Here is a 17,000-nt window from a genome sequence, read left to right as displayed (position 1 = left end):
AAATGTGCTGCCAATGATCAAGGAGAAGGGCTACAACGCCCTGCAGATCATGGCGATCATGGAGCACCCTTACTACGGCTCCTTTGGGTATCAGGTGACCAATTTCTTTGCTCCTTCATCCCGCTTCGGTACACCGGATGACCTGCGCGCACTGATCGACGAGGCGCACCGGCTCGGGCTGCTCGTCATCATGGATATCGTCCACTCCCATGCAGCGAGGAATGAGGAGGAGGGGCTCGCCCGCTTTGACGGCACCTACACCCAGTACTTCCACGGTGGCGAGCGGATGATCCACCCGGCGTGGAGCTCAATGTGCTTTGACTACGGAAAAAACGAGGTGCTCCACTTCCTCCTCTCCAATTGTAAGTACTGGCTCGAGAGCTTCCACTTCGACGGCTTCCGCTTCGATGGCGTCACCTCGATGCTTTACCTCAATCATGGTCTCGGTCAGGCCTTCTGCACCTACTCCGACTACTACAATGGCGGACAAGATGGCGATGCGATCATGTACCTCACCCTCGCCAATCAGCTGATCCACGAGGTCTACCCCGATGCCATTACCATCGCTGAGGAGGTGAGCGGGATGCCGGGCATCGGCGTGCCGGTGAAGGACGGCGGCTACGGCTTTGACTACCGCCTACAGATGAATATCCCCGACTACTGGATCAAGATCATCAAGGAGCGTCGCGATGAGGAGTGGACCCCCGGCTCCATCTGGTGGGAGACCACCAACCGCCGAAGCGACGAGAAGAGCATCTCCTACGCCGAGTCTCACGACCAGGCACTGGTGGGCGACAAGACGATCATCTTCCGTCTCATCGATGCCGAGATGTACGACTATATGGACCGGGCGCACCACACCGAGGCGGTGGACCGCGGTACGGCACTGCACAAGATGATCCGCCTTGTCACCTGCACCACGATGAATGGCGGGTATCTCAATTTTATGGGAAACGAATTTGGGCACCCGGAGTGGATCGACTTCCCTCGCGAGGGCAATGGCTGGAGCTACAAGTATGCCCGTCGCCAGTGGAGCTTAGCCACGAATGGCTTCCTCAAGTACAGCCTCCTCGAGGACTTTGACGAGGCGATGCTCAAGCTCGTCAAGAGTGTCCCCGACTTTGAGAGAGTACCGGTGGTCAAGCTCTGGGACCAGGACCAGGATCAGGTACTCGCCTACTCCCGTGGGGATCTCGTCTTTGTCTACAACTTCAGCCCCACACGCGCCTTCACCGACTACGGCATCCTCGCCCCATCGGGCAAGTACACGATCGTCCTCGACAGCGACGACCCAAGGTTTGGCGGCTACGATCGCCAGGATCACTCCGTGGCACACCTCACTCAGTACGACCCCCACTTCATGGAGGACGGCAAGGGCTGGCTCAAGCTCTACCTCCCCCCGCGTACCGCTCTTGTACTTAAGAAATCAAAATAAAGCTCATGTCTCACCCCACATCCACACCACTCTACCCACTCACCTTTGACGCCCCCTTCAAGCGAAAGATCTGGGGCGGTGACCGAATATTCAAGTACAAAGGACTGCCCTCTCCCTACGATGACATTGGCGAGAGCTGGGAGGTCTCACCGATGCCGGGCGATGAGTCGGTCGTTGTCGCCGGTCCTCTCAAGGGGGTCGATCTACCGACGCTCACCCAAGAGTATGGCGAGAGGCTCCTCGGGCATCACGTCAGGGAGCGCTTTGGGGACTCCTTCCCCCTCCTCATCAAGGTCATCGACTCCCGGCAGGATCTCTCCGTGCAGGTCCACCCCAACGACGACTACGCACGCGGGCATGAGCACTCCCGCGGCAAGACGGAGATGTGGTACCTCCTCGACCCCACCCCTGACGCCACCATCCGCGCCGGCTGGTCGAGGGAGACGAGCCCGGAGCAGCTACGAGAGCTGGTCAAGAGCGATGCTGTGATGGACTACATCCACAGCTACCACGCCGAGCGGGGAGATGTCTTTTACCTCCCGGCAGGTAAGGTCCACACCATAGGTGCCGGCTGCCTGCTCCTTGAGATACAGGAGGCGTCTGACATCACTTATCGGCTCTACGACTTCGGCCGGACCGATGCCCAAGGGCGGACACGTGAGCTGCACATCGACCGAGCTGTCGAGGTGATCAACTACGAAGTCGACCGGGACGGCAAGGCGACCTATGACCGGGAGAAGAAGGATGCCCTCGTCACGCTCGTCCGCAGCCCCTACTTCTGCACCTCTGTCCTCCGCCTGACGAAGGACTTCGCCCTGCCGGTGGCTGAGCGTGACTCTTTCACCTACCTCTTCTGCGAGGAGGGCGAGGTGGCGATCACCACCGATGGCGGCGAGCTCCGCCTCACCAAGGGACACGGCGCCCTGCTCCCCGCCGAGCTGCACCGCGCCGACCTCCACCCCCTCACCCCCGAGGCCCACCTCGTTGACGTCTACGTACCTATGTAAATCATAAGACTATGCGATATCTCCTCTCCCTGATTCTCCTCCTAACCACCTCGCTCCTCGCGACAGGACAACAGAGATATACAGCGCTATACAGCTACACAGAGCGGAATGCCACGACCGGCAAAGTCACTAACGACATCATACGTCTTAATTCTGAGAAAGGCTACTTCTCCTGTGTCAGCGAGAATACCTACCAAAAGAAGTTAGTACAGGACTCCCTCCTCCAGACCGGACTTGATCCTTACACCATCGTTGCCATGACACGAGATATGGCGAGAGGACAGAGGACACGTATCTTCACCGACCTCGCAGGCAATACCAGGACGGTATACGAGTATCCCATGACCCAGATCCACTACGAGGAGCCTCTTCCCGTCGTGACATGGGAGCTGTCAGACGAGGTAAAAGAGGTCAATGGCATCCCCTCCAAGCAGGCGAGAGGCAAGCTCTACGGACGCGAGTGGATCGTCTCCTATGCGACGGATGTCCCCCTGCCTGTGGGGCCGTGGAAGCTCACCGGTCTGCCCGGTCTGGTGACAGAGGCGGTCACGACCGACAGTCTCTTCCACTTCACGCTCATCTCCTTTGCCCTCACCCCCGATGACGAGCGTCCTATCATACCCTCACCCTTGACCGCCTCATCACCATCCAAGAAACAGTCCAAGAAGGAGGTCCTCCACGCCCTACATCAGTGCGCCACCAACAACCGAGCCTGGCTCAAGAAGCTCTACCCCGTGTCCAGCCAACCTGAAGAGACCCCGGAGGACCTTCGCAGGATGGCGCTCTCTCGCAAGTCGTACCAGTATATCGAGCGAGCTAAGTGATCCGTAGGCATCTCCTTTTCCTTTTTCTCCTTCCCCTCACCCTGACCATTGCCACCGCTGAGGAGTGGTGTGGAGTGGTCAGGGACGCAGAGACAGGGGAGGGGATATCGACAGTTCAGATCCTTCTCCTCCGTGGTGAGAGCAAGGTGATCCGCCAGACGATCAGCCGGGAGGACGGCACTTTCTGTCTCGATCTACCCGACTCCAAGTCCGACCTCACGGTCCGCGCCGCACTGATCGGCTACCGGACGGAGGTGGTTCGCTTAGACACCCTCCTCATGAGAGAGGGAAAAGAGATCCTGCTCCACCGGCAGGACTTCAAGCTCCCAGAGGTGCAGGTGCGGGCAAGGGCTATCGAGCAGCACGGAGACACGGTCAGCTACCGCACCTCCGCCTTTGCCCAAGCGATGGACACCAAGCTGGAGGATGTGCTCGTTCGGCTCCCCGATGTCACCGTCTCCGCCGACGGCATGATCTCCTACAAGGGACGAAGCATCAATCGCTTCTACATAGAGAATCTCGACCTCCTCGGCAGCCGCTACACACTGGCCTCACGCAACATCCGCCCCGAGGATGTCGCCTCCGTACAGATCTATGAGCGCCATGAGCCGATCCGGCTGCTCAGAGAGCAAAGCCGGTCCGATCGCGCCGCACTCAATGTGAAGCTCAAGGAGTCTGCCAAGAAGAGGTGGCTCAGGGACCTAAGCGGTGCTGTCGGCGGCTGGCCGCCGATCGGCAAGGTGAGCGGTTCGCTCATGAACTTCCAGCCCCGGCGGCAGACCATCCTCGTCGCCAAGGGAGACAATACCGGCGACGACATCATCTTCGAGACCCGAGTACAAAACATCGGTATGGGGGTGGTCTTCAACCCCTACCAACTCTCCGGAGGACCGGAGAACCTCTTTGCGGAGCGAAAGATCTACAGCACCTTCTTCGGACGTGATCGAAGGCGCGACAATCAGACCGCCTTCCTCTCCCTCAATCATCTCATCGCCCTGTCCGACAGCGAAACCCTTCGGATCAATCTCAACGGATTCCACGACCGAAACCGACTTAGAGAGGAGAGGGAGAGCCACTACTACGACCCTGCGCTCGGATCGATCGACCTCCGAGAGACCACCGACTACCTCTCGAGACGCAGCGCGACAGAGAATGAGCTAACCTATGAGCAGAATGGGGAGGAGCTCTATCTCAAGGACATCCTCTCCGTCCGCTACCACCACCTCACCACCGAGGACAACGCTGCCGTCAATGGTCAGCCTCGCACCATTGATATGCTCCTCCCCTCCCTCCGGCTCTCCAATTCGCTCACCGCTAAGAAGCTCCTCGGTGGGCATCTCTATACCGCCGCCCTCGGCATAGGGTACAGCAGCCGTCCTCAGGAGATGACCCTCGCAGGAGAGACTCCCTATCGGCTGCAGTCCGATGACCTCACTGCCACACTCGCTCTGGAGGGCACCTTTTCCATAGGTCATCATCAGCTCTCCCCACAGATCAGAGGCGGCCTGGAGAGCTATGAGCTTAGGATCGGGGAGCAAGAGCAGGATCCCCGTAAGGTCCACAGTAAGGAGCTGACCTCCAACCTTTCTGTAGAGTATCGATACCAGAGTAATGGACTGGAACTGAAGCTCACGCCTGCCCTTAGTGCAAGACTGCAAGATCTCCCCGGAGGGAGACAGCAACACCTCCTCCCCGGCGTCAGCTCCTCGATCAGGCATGACTGGATGGGCGGGAGGACACTACTCATCTACAGCTTCAGCACAAGCCGACCGGAGCTGACATCCTACTTCCCGCACATGATCCGCGTCGGTCTGACAGACTACCGGGAGGGAATCACGGACCAAGGGGTGACACGCTCGCACAACCTACTGCTCCGACAGGAGGGGACAGCGCCGTGGGATCTCTCCTATGTGCTCACCGGTCGAGGAGGGCACGTGACCGCACCGAGGATCTACCGTCTCTCTGTCAGGGAGGGCAAGAGGATCCGCTCCTACCTCCCACTCGCCCACAGCGCCCTCTCCGGCGGTCTCTCTGCGGAGCTCTCCAAGTACTTCTCTGGACCGATGATCACACTCAAGGGGACGGTAGGCTGGGACAGCTCCAAGGGCGACACCTACCAGCAGGGACTCATGATCCCCTATCGTGGGTCTGACCTCTCGTATGGGGCATCCCTGAACTGGATGGGAAGCACGCTGATGACCCTCGAGTATGGCATCGAGAGCGACCGATCCCGAGTCCACATCGGGGATAGGGCGACAGACCTCATCACCCGGAGTCTGGAGCAGACCCTGCGAGGTACCCTACTCCTCGGCGCACACTGGGGAGTATCCGCCGACCTCCAGCACCGCTACAGCAGTTCGCCCCTATATGACCCGATCAACCAAGTCTTCCTCGACGGCAAGATCTACTACACGAGGGACAAACTCCGTCTCCAGATCGACCTCACCAACCTGACCAACGTCCGCTCAGAGTACTACCGCCGGACCGACGGTATCAATAGCAGCAGCCGGTGTACCACCCTCCGCGGTCGGGAGGTGCTTCTTACTCTTACCCTCAAGCGGTAGGCCCCGAGCCCTTGCCACCGTCCCTCTCCAACCCAATTATTCCAAGAGTAGTTTTTTCTCACGACTTCAGGGTCATAACTAATAGCGGTAATAGAGAAATCTTTTAGCGGTATTAGTCACGCCTATTACCAGTAATAGAAATAGCCCAGAAGGTGTGAGGTAACTTCCCTGTGAATCTCAGTCGCATACGGATGATGCTTTTTTGGTAGATTTGCAGGGTTATGGGCGGGCCGATGGCTCGCAATCAATAATAGCTTGTACTTGTAGTAGCAACAACATATGTTTGAAAGTATATCGGACCGACTTCTTGAGTCCTTTAAGAACCTTAAGGGAGAGGGATCCATCACCGAACTTAATGTCGCTGACACCGTCAAGGACATACGTAAGGCCTTGCTGGAGGCGGACGTCAATTATACCGTCGCCTCCGACTTTACGAAGAGCGTCCTCGACAAGGCTGTGGGCGAGAAGGTAGTCTCCTCCATCAAGCCGGGACAGAAGCTGGTCCAGATCGTCCATGATGAGCTGACGCGCTGCATGGGCGGCTCCGAGGTGGAGCTGCGTACTGATGCGGACCCCAATATCATCCTGATGTCGGGTCTGCAAGGCTCGGGTAAGACCACCTTTGCCGGCAAGCTCGCCAATATGCTGCACAAGAAGAAGGGGCTGAAGCCTCTCCTTGTGGCCGGGGATGTCTATCGCCCTGCCGCCATCGAGCAGCTCAAGGTGATCGCCGCTCAGATCGGCATACCGGTCTACAGTGAGGAGGGCAATCAGGACCCGGTGGCAATCGCTGAGCGGGCGCTCGCCTTTGCGAAGATGAATGGTCGCGACACGATCATCATCGATACCGCCGGCCGTCTCGCCGTGGATGACGTGCTGATGACTGAGATCGCCAATATCAAGGCGGCTGTCAGACCGACACAGATCCTCTTCGTCGTCGACTCAATGACGGGACAGGATGCGGTGAATACGGCCAAGGAATTCAATGATCGGCTTGACTTCGACGGTGTAGTCCTGACGAAGTTGGACGGTGATACCCGCGGCGGTGCCGCACTCTCGATCCGCACGGTAGTCGACAAGCCAATCCTCTTCATCGGTACAGGAGAGAAGATGGAGGCGATCGACGTCTTTTACCCCACCCGTATGGCGGACCGCATCCTCGGGATGGGCGATGTTGTCTCCCTCGTGGAGCGGATGGAGCAGCAGTACGATGAGAAGAAGGCAGCCCAGCTGGAGAGCAAGATCAGGAAGAATAAGTTTGACTTCGACGACTTCCTTGATCAGATCCAGCAGATCAAGAAGATGGGCAACCTCAAGGATCTCTTAGCCATGATCCCCGGTGTCGGCAGTGCGATCAAGGACTTAGACGTAGACGACAGCGCCTTTAGCGGGATCGAGGCGATCATCCGCTCGATGACGCCCGAGGAGCGCGCCAATCCGGACATCATCAACGCTGAGCGGCGTAAGCGTATCGCTGCCGGTAGCGGGAAGGACATACAGGAGGTGAATCGGCTGATCAAGCAATTCAATGCCGCCAAGAAGATGATGAAGAAGATGAGCAGCCTCGGCCTCAGTGGCAAGGGCGCTCCCTCTATGGCTCAGATGCGACAGCAGATGAGAGGTGGCAGATGAGATAATCATTTTTTACCAAAATAGTCACACAACATTATGGAAACACCCTACACACTGCTCGATGGCAAGGAGATCAATCGGCAGATGAGAGAGGAGATCAAGGCGGAGGTGGAGAAGATGGTCGCTGAGGGACACAAGTCTCCCCGACTGATCGCCGTACTCGTCGGCCACGATGGTGGCAGCGAGACCTACGTACACAATAAGATGCTCACCTGCGAGGCATGCGGGATCCGCAGCGAGACCCTGCGCTTCGAGGCAGACATCACGGAGGAGGAGCTGCTCAAGGAGGTCGCCAAGCTCAATGCGGACGACGACCTCGACGGCTTCATCGTCCAGCTGCCTCTGCCTAAGCATATTGATGCGCAAAAGGTGATCGAGGCAATCGATCCGAGGAAGGACGTGGACGGCTTCCACCCGACCAACGTCGGCAAGCTCTCCATCGGACTGCCGGGCTTTGTCTCCGCCACCCCCTTCGGCATCTGCGAGTTGCTGAGGCGGTACAACATCAGCACCGACGGCAAGCACGTGGTGGTGCTGGGCCGGAGCGACATCGTCGGTAAGCCGGTGGCACAGCTGCTGCTCCACAAGGCCAATCCCGGCAATGCGACCGTCACGGTCTGCCACAGCCACACGAAGGACATCGCCTTCTACACCCGTCACGCCGACGTGATCATCGCCGCACTGGGTCAGCCCCACTTCGTCAAGGCCGATATGGTCAAGGAGGGTGCTGTCGTGATCGACGTAGGTACGACCCGCGTACCGGACGCCTCGAGAGCGAAAGGCTTCCGTCTCTGCGGTGACGTGGACTTCGACAACGTCGCACCGAAGTGCTCCTACATTACTCCCGTGCCGGGAGGTGTGGGCCCGATGACGATCATCGCACTGCTTCACAATACCCTCCTCGCCGCCCGGCGCAATAGGGGTCTCGAGAAGTAAGTCCCGACCTACCCTTCCCCCGAGGGAAGGAACACATGTAATGCACGCATAGGAGAGAGAGGGATGACCAAGGTCATGCGGGAGACTCCCCACCGGCCGTCGGTCATCCTCTCCTTGTCACTCGCCAGTCTATCAGATGATATGAAGAAGGTACATCGCACCACCGCCCTTTGGACGTTCGTCGCCATCCTTGCTACGGCGGCGATCTTGGCACTGTGCTACCCGGGCGGGCAGTCACACTTCAAGTACAAGTATGCGGTCAATCAGCCCTGGCGCTACCAAGATGTGCTGATCGCGCCGTACGACTTCGAGGTGCGGAAGAGCCCGGAGGCGGTACAGCAGGAGCAGGCCTACATAGAGGCACACAAGGATCTCTACTTCTCCTATAATAGAGAGGTGTACAGGCAGCAGAAGGATCAGCTGCTCGAGGCCTATCACGATGCCAAGCTGCCCCGGGTGATCATGGAGCATAGCAGCTACGTCGCCTATCTGCTGAGGGAGCTGGAGCACTTCTACGACCTTGGCATGGTTGATCCGGCAGAGGTGGAGCAGCTCACAGACTCCGCCAAGGTCTTCGTGATCGGCAAGGACAATGTGGCTCGGGAGCGCCAGCTCTCCGACCTGATCACGACGGCGGCGGCGTACGACTCGATCATAGCCAAGGCCCCTAAGGGACTGGACAGTCTCACGCTGCGTCAGGCCGACCTAGCGGCACTACTGATGCCCAATGTGATCTACGACACCGACCAGACGAGCCGTATGGCGGACGCCCGCATCGCCTCGATCAATGAGGTGGTGGGAGTGGTCTTCAAGGGGACGAAGATCGTCGGTCTTGGCGAGATGGTCACCCCGGAGATCTATCAGAAGCTCAAGGGGTATGAGTCAGCCTACAACGAGTATGCCCGCAGCACGTCAGACATAGTGATCGTCCGACTGGGGTTGCTGGCTCTGATCGCCGGCACACTGCTGGGTCTCTACTTCTACCTCCGGATAGCCCGTCCCGACTTGATGAGTGAGCGTCGCAATAGGCTCTTCCTGCTCCTACAGGTGCTTCTCTTTCCTGCTGCCTCCTACCTACTTGCTCCGATCTCACCGATGGTGGTCTACGTGATCCCCTACTGCATGGTGCTGATCCTGACACGCGTGGTGATGGACGGGCGCACCGCCCTCGTGACCTTTATCACGGCCGTGCTCCTCACCACCCTCGTGGTGCCTGATGCCGCTCTCTTCCTCCTACTCCAGGTGATCAGCGGGGCGGTCGTGCTGGCAACGCTGTCTGACATTTCTCAGAGGCGCGACCTGATCTACTCCGCGGTGTGGGTGCCATTTGTCCAGATCACCGTCTACACCGCCTACACGCTTGCTATGGAGGGGACGCTGACCGGCTTTGACATCAACCTTGTGTGGTACTTTGCGATCGGCTTCATCTTCCTAATGTTCTCTTACCCACTCCTCTATATAGTGGAGAAGGTCTTTGGCTACATCACACCGATCAGCCTCGTGGAGCTGGGCGACATCAACAAGCCGCTCCTCAAGAGGGAGAGCGAGGTGGCACCGGGGACATTCCAGCACGTGCTCAATGTCTCTATCCTCAGCACCGCTGCGATCTCCAAGATCGGTGGCAACGTGCAACTGACCCGCACCGGTGCGCTCTACCACGACATCGGGAAGATGAAAAACCCGATCTACTTCACGGAGAACCAGGGCGGGGAGAATAATCCACACTTCAAGCTCCGCCCCGAGGAGAGTGCCAAGATCATCATCAGCCACGTCACGGACGGCGTGGAGATGGCTCGCAATGCGAAGCTCCCTGAGCAGATCATTGACTTTATCCGCACTCACCATGGTCTCGGTATGACGAAGTACTTCTACATCCAGTACTGCAATGAGCACCCGGGTGAGGTGGTGGACGAGAGTATGTTCCGCTACCCGGGGCCCAACCCCTGGACCCGGGAGCAGGGCGTGATGATGCTGGCCGATCAGGTGGAGGCATCCTCCCGAAGCCTCAAGGAGATGAATGAGGAGATCCTCACCAATCACATCGACAAGATCGTGGATGGCATAGTCAGCGGTGGTTACCTGCGAAATACTCCGCTGACGCTTAAGGACATCGAGATGATCAAGCAGGTATTCCTCGATAAGCTCCGGACGATGAATCACTCTCGGATCAAGTACCCCGAGCTGAATAAGGAGGCTAAGGCTGCTCAGGCCAAGTGAGCCCCACTCTCCCTTGAAGATCAGTCCTGACATACCCGATGAGGAGCTGGTAGAGCTCGCACAACAGTCGGAGAGCCAAGAGGAGGCCTTCCGTCTCATCGTTGACCGCTACTCACCGATGCTCTATGCCGTGATCCGTCGTGTGCTCATCACCCACGATGACACCAATGACGCCCTGCAGAATACGCTGATCAAGGTATGGAAAAACCTTGGTCACTTCGAGGGCAAGTCCAAGCTCTCCACCTGGATGTACACCATCGCACTCAATGAAGCACGCTCGCTCCTGAGGAGAAACCGCCCAGAGCGTCAGTTGCCCATAGAGACCGACACCTACAGTCTTGCAGAGACGCTGACCAGCGACCCTTACTTCGATGGCGACGAGGCGGAGATCCGGCTGATGGAGGCGATAGATAAGCTCCCTGAGAAGCAGAGGACAACCTTTGAGCTGCGGTACTTTGAGGAGCTACCCTATGCCGAGATTTCTGAGATCACCGGCACCAGCGTCGGGGCGCTCAAGGCGAATTACCACCATGCCACTCAGAAGCTGTATAAGTACCTCGGCGTGGTAGAGGATGAGGATTAAACTTTTGCCCCCACTGAGGATCCTATAATTGTACTGAGGTACGAGGAGATACCATTAGAATCGTCTTTCACATAAGTATGAGCATCAAGAAAACTCCCCTGAGGAGCCGTAATATCATCAAGCCGCTTGATCCCGCAAGGCACTTCTCCGTCCCTGATGGGTATTTTGAGGGACTGGCGGATCGTGTCAAGCAACGGATCGAGACGATAGAGCAGGTGGAGGAGCGATTGAGTCACCGCGACCGGAGCGAGAGACGCAGATCCCGCAAGAGCCTCTACATAGCTGTCGCCTCGGTGGTAGCCGTGCTACTTGCCATCCCGCTGATCTACACCACAGGCATCATAAAGATCCAGGACGAGGAGACAACACTCTCGGGACGTAGTAACGACCTGGAGCGCTACGAGCAGTATAGCGACCAAGATTACGAGGACTACCTCTCGGAGGACTTGGCGGACGACTATTACCTACACGTCACCTATAGCGGTCTCTGATCTCACAGTCTACCCACATCATCCCTATGAATAGACTAATTCTCACCCTGATATTCCTCTTTGTTCTCCTCCCCCTGTCGCTCGGAAAGGCTCACGGCAGTGGCATGGTGCAACTGGCGCCACAGCCGATATCTGCCGGCCCCACGACACAGACTCCTATGGCAGATCAGATACGGAAGGAGTGCGTTGCCTATGTGACCCGGACCTGTAAGCTTACAGCCGACGAGGCTAAGGCTCTGGACACTGAGCTGGCACGCTATGACCGCAAGAAGATGATCCTCTGGAAGGAGCGAGCTGAGCTCCTTGACCTGCTTGAGAATGGGGACCTGAGCGACTACAAATATGGGAAGACGCTTGAGAAGGTGCTCAATCTCGATGTTGAGCTGAAGAAGTGTCGCTTACGGCTCTACCTATCTCTCAAGCCCTATTTCCAGAATAAGAAGTTGGGTGAGATCTACATCGCCATCAAGGACTTCAAGCAAGACATCTCCACGAGGCAAGGGGAGTTATAGTCTTCGCCCCACCACTAATCCCAGCCCGGCAGCCGGTTTACTCCGATGCTGCCGGGCTGGGCTTTTTTTGCACATACCTAAGCATTAAAATGAGAATGTTGCACGAAGTGCATTCTCGCACATTTGTTTCAAATGTGCTGAGACTTTGCACGAAGGATGAGATGCAAGGCGCTGAGGATGAGACCGAAAGGAGCGTACTCACGTACGTGACCGAGACCGAATTCCGAAAGCAACGCAGCAGATCGCCTTCGTGCAACAGTCTCAAATTGCGTACATTTGCCCCTGCCTTACCCGCAGACCTTGCTATCGGTCTACAGTAGGTATTACCCCCCTGAGATAACCCATTGTGAAAGCTAAGAAAAGAGAGAAAAAGAGAGTGATCGCTCCCGGCATCATCATCGAGAAGATGGCGGCCGAGGGGAAGTGTGTCGGTCACTTAGAGGACGGGCGTGTGGTCTTTGTGCCATACAGCGCTCCGGGAGATGTGGCCGACCTACTTATTACGAGGAGCAAGCACTCCCATGCGGAGGGGCTGATCGACCGCTTAGTCACCCCATCGGATCGGCGGAGAGAGCCGGTATGCCCCCACTTCGGACTCTGCGGTGGCTGCAAGTGGCAGCATGTGCCCTACGAGATGCAGCTGCAGGCCAAGGAGCAGCAGGTCTATGACCAGCTGACCCGTATCGGCAAGGTGACGATCGGGGAGCAGCGCCCCATACTGGGCTGCGAGAGGGAGCTGGGGTACCGCAATAAGCTCGAGTTCACCTTCTCCTCCTCCCGCTGGATCACCGAAGAGGAGCGCGACCTGCTGGATGGTGAGGCGGTCGATGAGCGGCGAGGCGTGGGCTTCCACATCCCGGGACGCTTCGACAAGGTCTTGGACATCCGGGAGTGTCACCTGATGGATGACCTGAATAATCGGATCCGAAACTTCATCCGTCACTACTGCCTCACGCATGAGGGGTACACCTTCTTTGATCTGAGAGAGCAGGTGGGGCTGATGCGGACGATGATGCTACGGATCTCCTCCACGGGCGAGGTGATGCTGGTCATCGCTTTCGGAGAGGAGGATGAGGAGCGGCGCACTGCCCTACTGAGCGCGCTGAGAGAGGCATTCCCCGAGATCACCTCCCTCCTCTATGTGATCAATACAAAGGGCAACGACACCCTCGACGGGCTTGAGGTGAAGTCCTTCTCCGGCAGAGACTATATCGTCGAGGAGATGGAGGGGCTGCACTTCAAGGTGGGACCCAAGTCCTTCTTCCAGACCAATAGTCGCCAGGCCTACCGTCTCTACTCCGTAGTGCGCGATCTGGCCGGGCTCACCGGCAAGGAGATGGTCTACGACCTATACACCGGCACCGGCACCATCGCTTCCTTCGTCTCTCGTCAGGCCGCACACGTGATCGGCATCGAGTACGTCGAGGAGGCCATCCGGGATGCGAGGCTCAATGCGGACTTCAATGGCCTGACAAACCTTGACTTCTACGCCGGTGACATGAAGGATATCCTAACCGATGACTTTGTCTCGTCCCACGGGCGACCCGATGTAATCATCGCCGATCCGCCTCGAGCCGGCATGCACCCCGATGTGCTGCAGACGATCCTGCATGCTCACCCCGACCGCATCGTCTACGTGAGTTGCAATCCCGCCAGTCAGGCACGAGATTTGCAGACTCTTCAGGAGGAGTACACCGTTGCCGTGACGCAGCCGGTGGATATGTTTCCGCAGACGCACCATGTCGAAAACGTTGTCCTCCTCGTCCGTAAGTAAGTCACACCATTTTATTTCAATACATCCCGACTTTTGACAACTTCGACCACCACACACGAGCGCACGGAAGCGCTAGTCCACAGTATCGTAGAGGGCCTCAGGGCCAAGAAAGGACACGCCATCACCATTCTCGACCTGCACCGCCTGCACGATCGACCCACCGACTATATGATCATCGCTGAGAGCAACAGCCCCACAGGCATCAGCACTCTCGAGGAGTCGGTCCGTGAGGTGGTGGAGGAGCAGGCCGGTGAGCGTCCCATCCGCGTCCACAAGGGGAGCGGGGAGTGGATTGCCATGGACTATGTCGATGCGATGGTCCACCTATTCACGCCGGAGCTCCGCACCTTCTACCATCTCGAGCAGATGTGGGAGGATGCCGATATGACCCGACTGGAGGACGAAGCCTGAGATGTATTACAGCAAAATGATCCACTCGTATGCCAAATAAAGCCATGCCTCAGAGAGGCAACCCGAAGCGCAAGCCAAATATCAATATCGGCTGGATCTTCATGATCATCATGATGGTGATCCTGGGGCTCTACTTCTTCGGTGACAATAACTCCGCCCGCTCCGTCAAGTGGTCTGACTTCCAGACCTTGATGGAGGATAATGCCTTTGAGTCCATCACCGTCTACTCCTCTAAGGGGAAGGTGGATGCCACCCTCCGCCAGGGTAAGGAGGGACGTCTCGTCGATCTCGGCATCATACCGGCCGAGCAAGTCAAGCAGACCCGCCCGCGCCTCCTCGGTGCCACCCAGGTCACATCTGAGATGCCGGGGGCGACAGCCTTCAACGACATCTATCAGAGGATCAAGAGCTCCGACAAGCCGATCTCCACAGAGATCTCGTACGTCAATCAGAGCATCAGCATCTGGACCATCCTCCTCCAGACCCTACCCTTCCTCCTCCTGGTCGTTTTCTGGATCTGGATGATGAGAGGCTTCTCTGGGATGGGCGGTCGTGGCGGTGTGATGAATGTCGGCAAGTCGAAGGCTCAGCTCTTTGATCCGGAGACAAAGGTGAAGACCACCTTTGACAACGTTGCCGGCCTCTATGGTGCCAAGCAAGAGGTGATGGAGGTGGTTCACTTCCTCAAGGAGCCGAAGCGCTACACCCACCTCGGCGGTAAGATCCCCAAGGGCGTACTCCTCGTAGGGCCTCCCGGGACCGGCAAGACACTCCTCGCCAAGGCTGTTGCCGGTGAGGCAGGCGTGCCATTCTTCTCCCTCAGCGGCTCAGACTTCGTCGAGATGTTTGTCGGTGTGGGAGCCAGCCGCGTGCGGGATCTCTTCAGCACGGCAAAGGAGAAGAGCCCCTGCATCATCTTCATCGATGAGATCGACGCCATCGGGCGGGCGAGGGGAAAGAATGCCGGCTTTGGAGGCAACGACGAGCGAGAGAATACCCTCAATCAGCTGCTGACGGAGATGGACGGCTTCGACACCAATAGCGGAGTCATCGTCATGGCGGCTACCAACCGTGCCGACATCCTCGACAAGGCGCTGATGCGTGCCGGCCGCTTTGACCGACAGATCTACATCGACCTGCCTGACCTCAATGAGCGGAAGGAGATCTTCCTCGTCCACATGAAGGGGCTCAAGCTGGCGCCCGACGTGGATCCGGATAAGATGGCTCGCCAGACGCCGGGATTCTCCGGGGCAGACATTGCCAACGTCTGCAATGAGGCGGCACTGATCGCCGCCCGTGAGTCCAAGAATGCCGTGGAGGCTGTCGACTTCTCCAACGCTGTCGACCGCGTTGTCGGTGGACTGGAGAAGAAGAGTGCCATCATCACCAAGTCGGAGAAGAAGATGATCTGCATCCACGAGGCGGGTCACGCCACCATCAGCTGGCGCCTCCGCTATGCCAATCCGCTCGTCAAGGTAACCATCGTACCGAGAGGGCGCGCGCTCGGAGCCGCCTGGTATATGCCTGAGGAGCGGCAGATCGTCCCCAAGGAAGCGATCGAGGACGAGATGTGTGCGACCCTTGGTGGCCGTGCAGCTGAGGAGCTCTTCATAGGGCACATCTCCACGGGTGCCTCCAACGACCTCGAGAAGGTGACCCGCATGGCGCAGGCGATGGTGGTCAATTACGGCATGAGCGACAAGATCCCGAATGTCAATTATCAGGACAATCAGGGTGAGTACAACTTTACCAAACCCTACAGCGACGAGACAGCCCGACTGATCGACCAAGAGATCCGGAGCATCATCGCGGAGCAGTATGAGCGAGCCAAGAAGATCCTGCGGGAGGAGGAGAAGGGTCACCACGAGATGGCAGACCTGCTCTTCCAGCGCGAGGTGATCTACACCGAGGATGTGGAGAAGATCCTCGGCAAGCGTCCATGGGACTCCCGAGCTGAGGAGCTGCTTAGGGATGCGGAGGAGCAGGGAAGCGAGGGTAAGGAGGAGACCCCTCACGAGACCGAGACACCCGACCACCCCTCTGACGAGCCTAAGAGCACGCCCTCAGAGGGCAGATCCACTCCCCCACCCCCACCCTTTTCCTCTAAGACTGAGGAGGAGGACTCCTGCAGCGAGCAGGTCCACGACTCCGGCATCCTCGGGGCGGACTCCTGCGGAGACTGATTAGCGGCACCGCTCTAATCACACTTAGCGCAAGAGATCGAGTCTCCCTTGTCCCTTCCGGACAAGGGAGACTCGATCTCTTTTTTTTGCCCCTTACGTCACCGGATCAGGTGGACTGATAAAGACGCGCACACACCCTGCCGGCACCGCGACCATCCATAGTGAGAGACCAAACCGCCCCCGATGATCGCCATCACTCAGTGAGGGCACCGAAGCCTCCTAATAGGTCTACATACCCCACGAAATTCCTCCACCTTCGTCCCTCTCTTGAGACCCCAAAGAGTCACTTCGTAATAGTCTGACAATCAGACCCGGGATATACGGCATTTCTAATACCGGGAAAAGAATTCTCTAATACCGATATTAGTGAACTCTAATACCGATATTAGAGAATTCTTTTACCGGTATTAGGCGCGCTTTTGTTTGGGAAG

13 protein-coding genes are annotated in these 17,000 nt (G+C 57.7%); all 13 read left to right on the top strand.

The genetic code is table 11. The features are described from left to right. Nucleotides 1-1,435 (top strand): alpha amylase C-terminal domain-containing protein (locus HMPREF2890_RS04790; RefSeq protein WP_070466210.1); only part of this gene is annotated, 1,435 nt, incomplete at its 5' end. 5 nt (nucleotides 1,436-1,440) lie between these two features. Next, a complete protein-coding gene (locus HMPREF2890_RS04785) occupies nucleotides 1,441-2,442 on the top strand; it encodes a type I phosphomannose isomerase catalytic subunit (RefSeq protein WP_070466105.1) in 1,002 nt (333 codons plus the stop codon). Between the two features lie 11 nt (nucleotides 2,443-2,453). Further along, nucleotides 2,454-3,266 (top strand): GLPGLI family protein, encoded by an 813-nt coding sequence (locus HMPREF2890_RS04780; RefSeq protein WP_070466104.1) that lies wholly within the window; start codon nucleotides 2,454-2,456, stop codon nucleotides 3,264-3,266. Then, nucleotides 3,263-5,830 carry a peptidase associated/transthyretin-like domain-containing protein gene (locus tag HMPREF2890_RS04775; RefSeq protein ID WP_070466102.1) on the top strand — a complete coding sequence of 856 codons (2,568 nt, stop codon included), beginning with the start codon at nucleotides 3,263-3,265 and terminating at the stop codon, nucleotides 5,828-5,830. The genes HMPREF2890_RS04780 and HMPREF2890_RS04775 overlap by 4 nt, the downstream gene beginning before the upstream one ends. A gap of 279 nt (nucleotides 5,831-6,109) precedes the next feature. Then, a complete protein-coding gene (gene ffh / locus HMPREF2890_RS04770; RefSeq protein ID WP_070466100.1) occupies nucleotides 6,110-7,462 on the top strand; it encodes a signal recognition particle protein in 1,353 nt (450 codons plus the stop codon). Between the two features lie 36 nt (nucleotides 7,463-7,498). After that, nucleotides 7,499-8,398 (top strand): bifunctional 5,10-methylenetetrahydrofolate dehydrogenase/5,10-methenyltetrahydrofolate cyclohydrolase, encoded by a 900-nt coding sequence (locus tag HMPREF2890_RS04765; RefSeq protein WP_070466098.1) that lies wholly within the window; start codon nucleotides 7,499-7,501, stop codon nucleotides 8,396-8,398. A gap of 141 nt (nucleotides 8,399-8,539) precedes the next feature. Next, nucleotides 8,540-10,615, top strand: coding sequence for an HD family phosphohydrolase (locus HMPREF2890_RS04760; RefSeq protein ID WP_070466208.1), 2,076 nt, complete (start codon nucleotides 8,540-8,542; stop codon nucleotides 10,613-10,615). 13 nt (nucleotides 10,616-10,628) lie between these two features. Next, nucleotides 10,629-11,198, top strand: a complete 570-nt coding sequence (locus HMPREF2890_RS04755) for an RNA polymerase sigma factor (protein WP_083289805.1) — start codon at nucleotides 10,629-10,631, stop codon at nucleotides 11,196-11,198. Between the two features lie 77 nt (nucleotides 11,199-11,275). Next, nucleotides 11,276-11,689 carry a hypothetical protein gene (locus HMPREF2890_RS04750; protein WP_070466095.1) on the top strand — a complete coding sequence of 138 codons (414 nt, stop codon included), beginning with the start codon at nucleotides 11,276-11,278 and terminating at the stop codon, nucleotides 11,687-11,689. Between the two features lie 26 nt (nucleotides 11,690-11,715). After that, nucleotides 11,716-12,201, top strand: a complete 486-nt coding sequence (locus HMPREF2890_RS04745; RefSeq protein ID WP_148130677.1) for a hypothetical protein — start codon at nucleotides 11,716-11,718, stop codon at nucleotides 12,199-12,201. Nucleotides 12,202-12,547: 346 nt separating this feature from the next. Then, nucleotides 12,548-13,975 (top strand): 23S rRNA (uracil(1939)-C(5))-methyltransferase RlmD, encoded by a 1,428-nt coding sequence (gene rlmD / locus HMPREF2890_RS04740; protein ID WP_256387637.1) that lies wholly within the window; start codon nucleotides 12,548-12,550, stop codon nucleotides 13,973-13,975. A gap of 33 nt (nucleotides 13,976-14,008) precedes the next feature. Beyond that, a complete protein-coding gene (rsfS, locus tag HMPREF2890_RS04735) occupies nucleotides 14,009-14,386 on the top strand; it encodes a ribosome silencing factor (RefSeq protein ID WP_070466089.1) in 378 nt (125 codons plus the stop codon). A gap of 44 nt (nucleotides 14,387-14,430) precedes the next feature. Continuing rightward, on the top strand, nucleotides 14,431-16,569 hold the full coding sequence (ftsH, locus tag HMPREF2890_RS04730; protein ID WP_070466086.1) for an ATP-dependent zinc metalloprotease FtsH: 2,139 nt from the start codon (nucleotides 14,431-14,433) through the stop codon (nucleotides 16,567-16,569). The last annotated feature ends 431 nt before the right edge of the window (nucleotides 16,570-17,000 follow it).

Origin of the sequence: Porphyromonas sp. HMSC065F10 (assembly GCF_001808555.1) — a bacterium.
Classification (GTDB): Bacteria; Bacteroidota; Bacteroidia; order Bacteroidales; family Porphyromonadaceae; genus Porphyromonas_A.
Note: the sequence above shows the minus strand (reverse complement) of the source record. Positions and strands in the feature narration are given on the sequence as shown.

What these genes read in the sequence shown, in the direction of transcription:
- HMPREF2890_RS04785 (WP_070466105.1), top strand. Translation starts at nt 1,441, where the DNA reads ATGTCTCACCCCACATCCACACCACTCTACCCACTCACCTTTGACGCC.
- HMPREF2890_RS04780 (WP_070466104.1), top strand. Translation starts at nt 2,454, where the DNA reads ATGCGATATCTCCTCTCCCTGATTCTCCTCCTAACCACCTCGCTCCTC.
- ffh (WP_070466100.1), top strand. Translation starts at nt 6,110, where the DNA reads ATGTTTGAAAGTATATCGGACCGACTTCTTGAGTCCTTTAAGAACCTT.
- HMPREF2890_RS04765 (WP_070466098.1), top strand. Translation starts at nt 7,499, where the DNA reads ATGGAAACACCCTACACACTGCTCGATGGCAAGGAGATCAATCGGCAG.
- HMPREF2890_RS04760 (WP_070466208.1), top strand. Translation starts at nt 8,540, where the DNA reads ATGAAGAAGGTACATCGCACCACCGCCCTTTGGACGTTCGTCGCCATC.
- HMPREF2890_RS04750 (WP_070466095.1), top strand. Translation starts at nt 11,276, where the DNA reads ATGAGCATCAAGAAAACTCCCCTGAGGAGCCGTAATATCATCAAGCCG.
- HMPREF2890_RS04745 (WP_148130677.1), top strand. Translation starts at nt 11,716, where the DNA reads ATGAATAGACTAATTCTCACCCTGATATTCCTCTTTGTTCTCCTCCCC.
- ftsH (WP_070466086.1), top strand. Translation starts at nt 14,431, where the DNA reads ATGCCTCAGAGAGGCAACCCGAAGCGCAAGCCAAATATCAATATCGGC.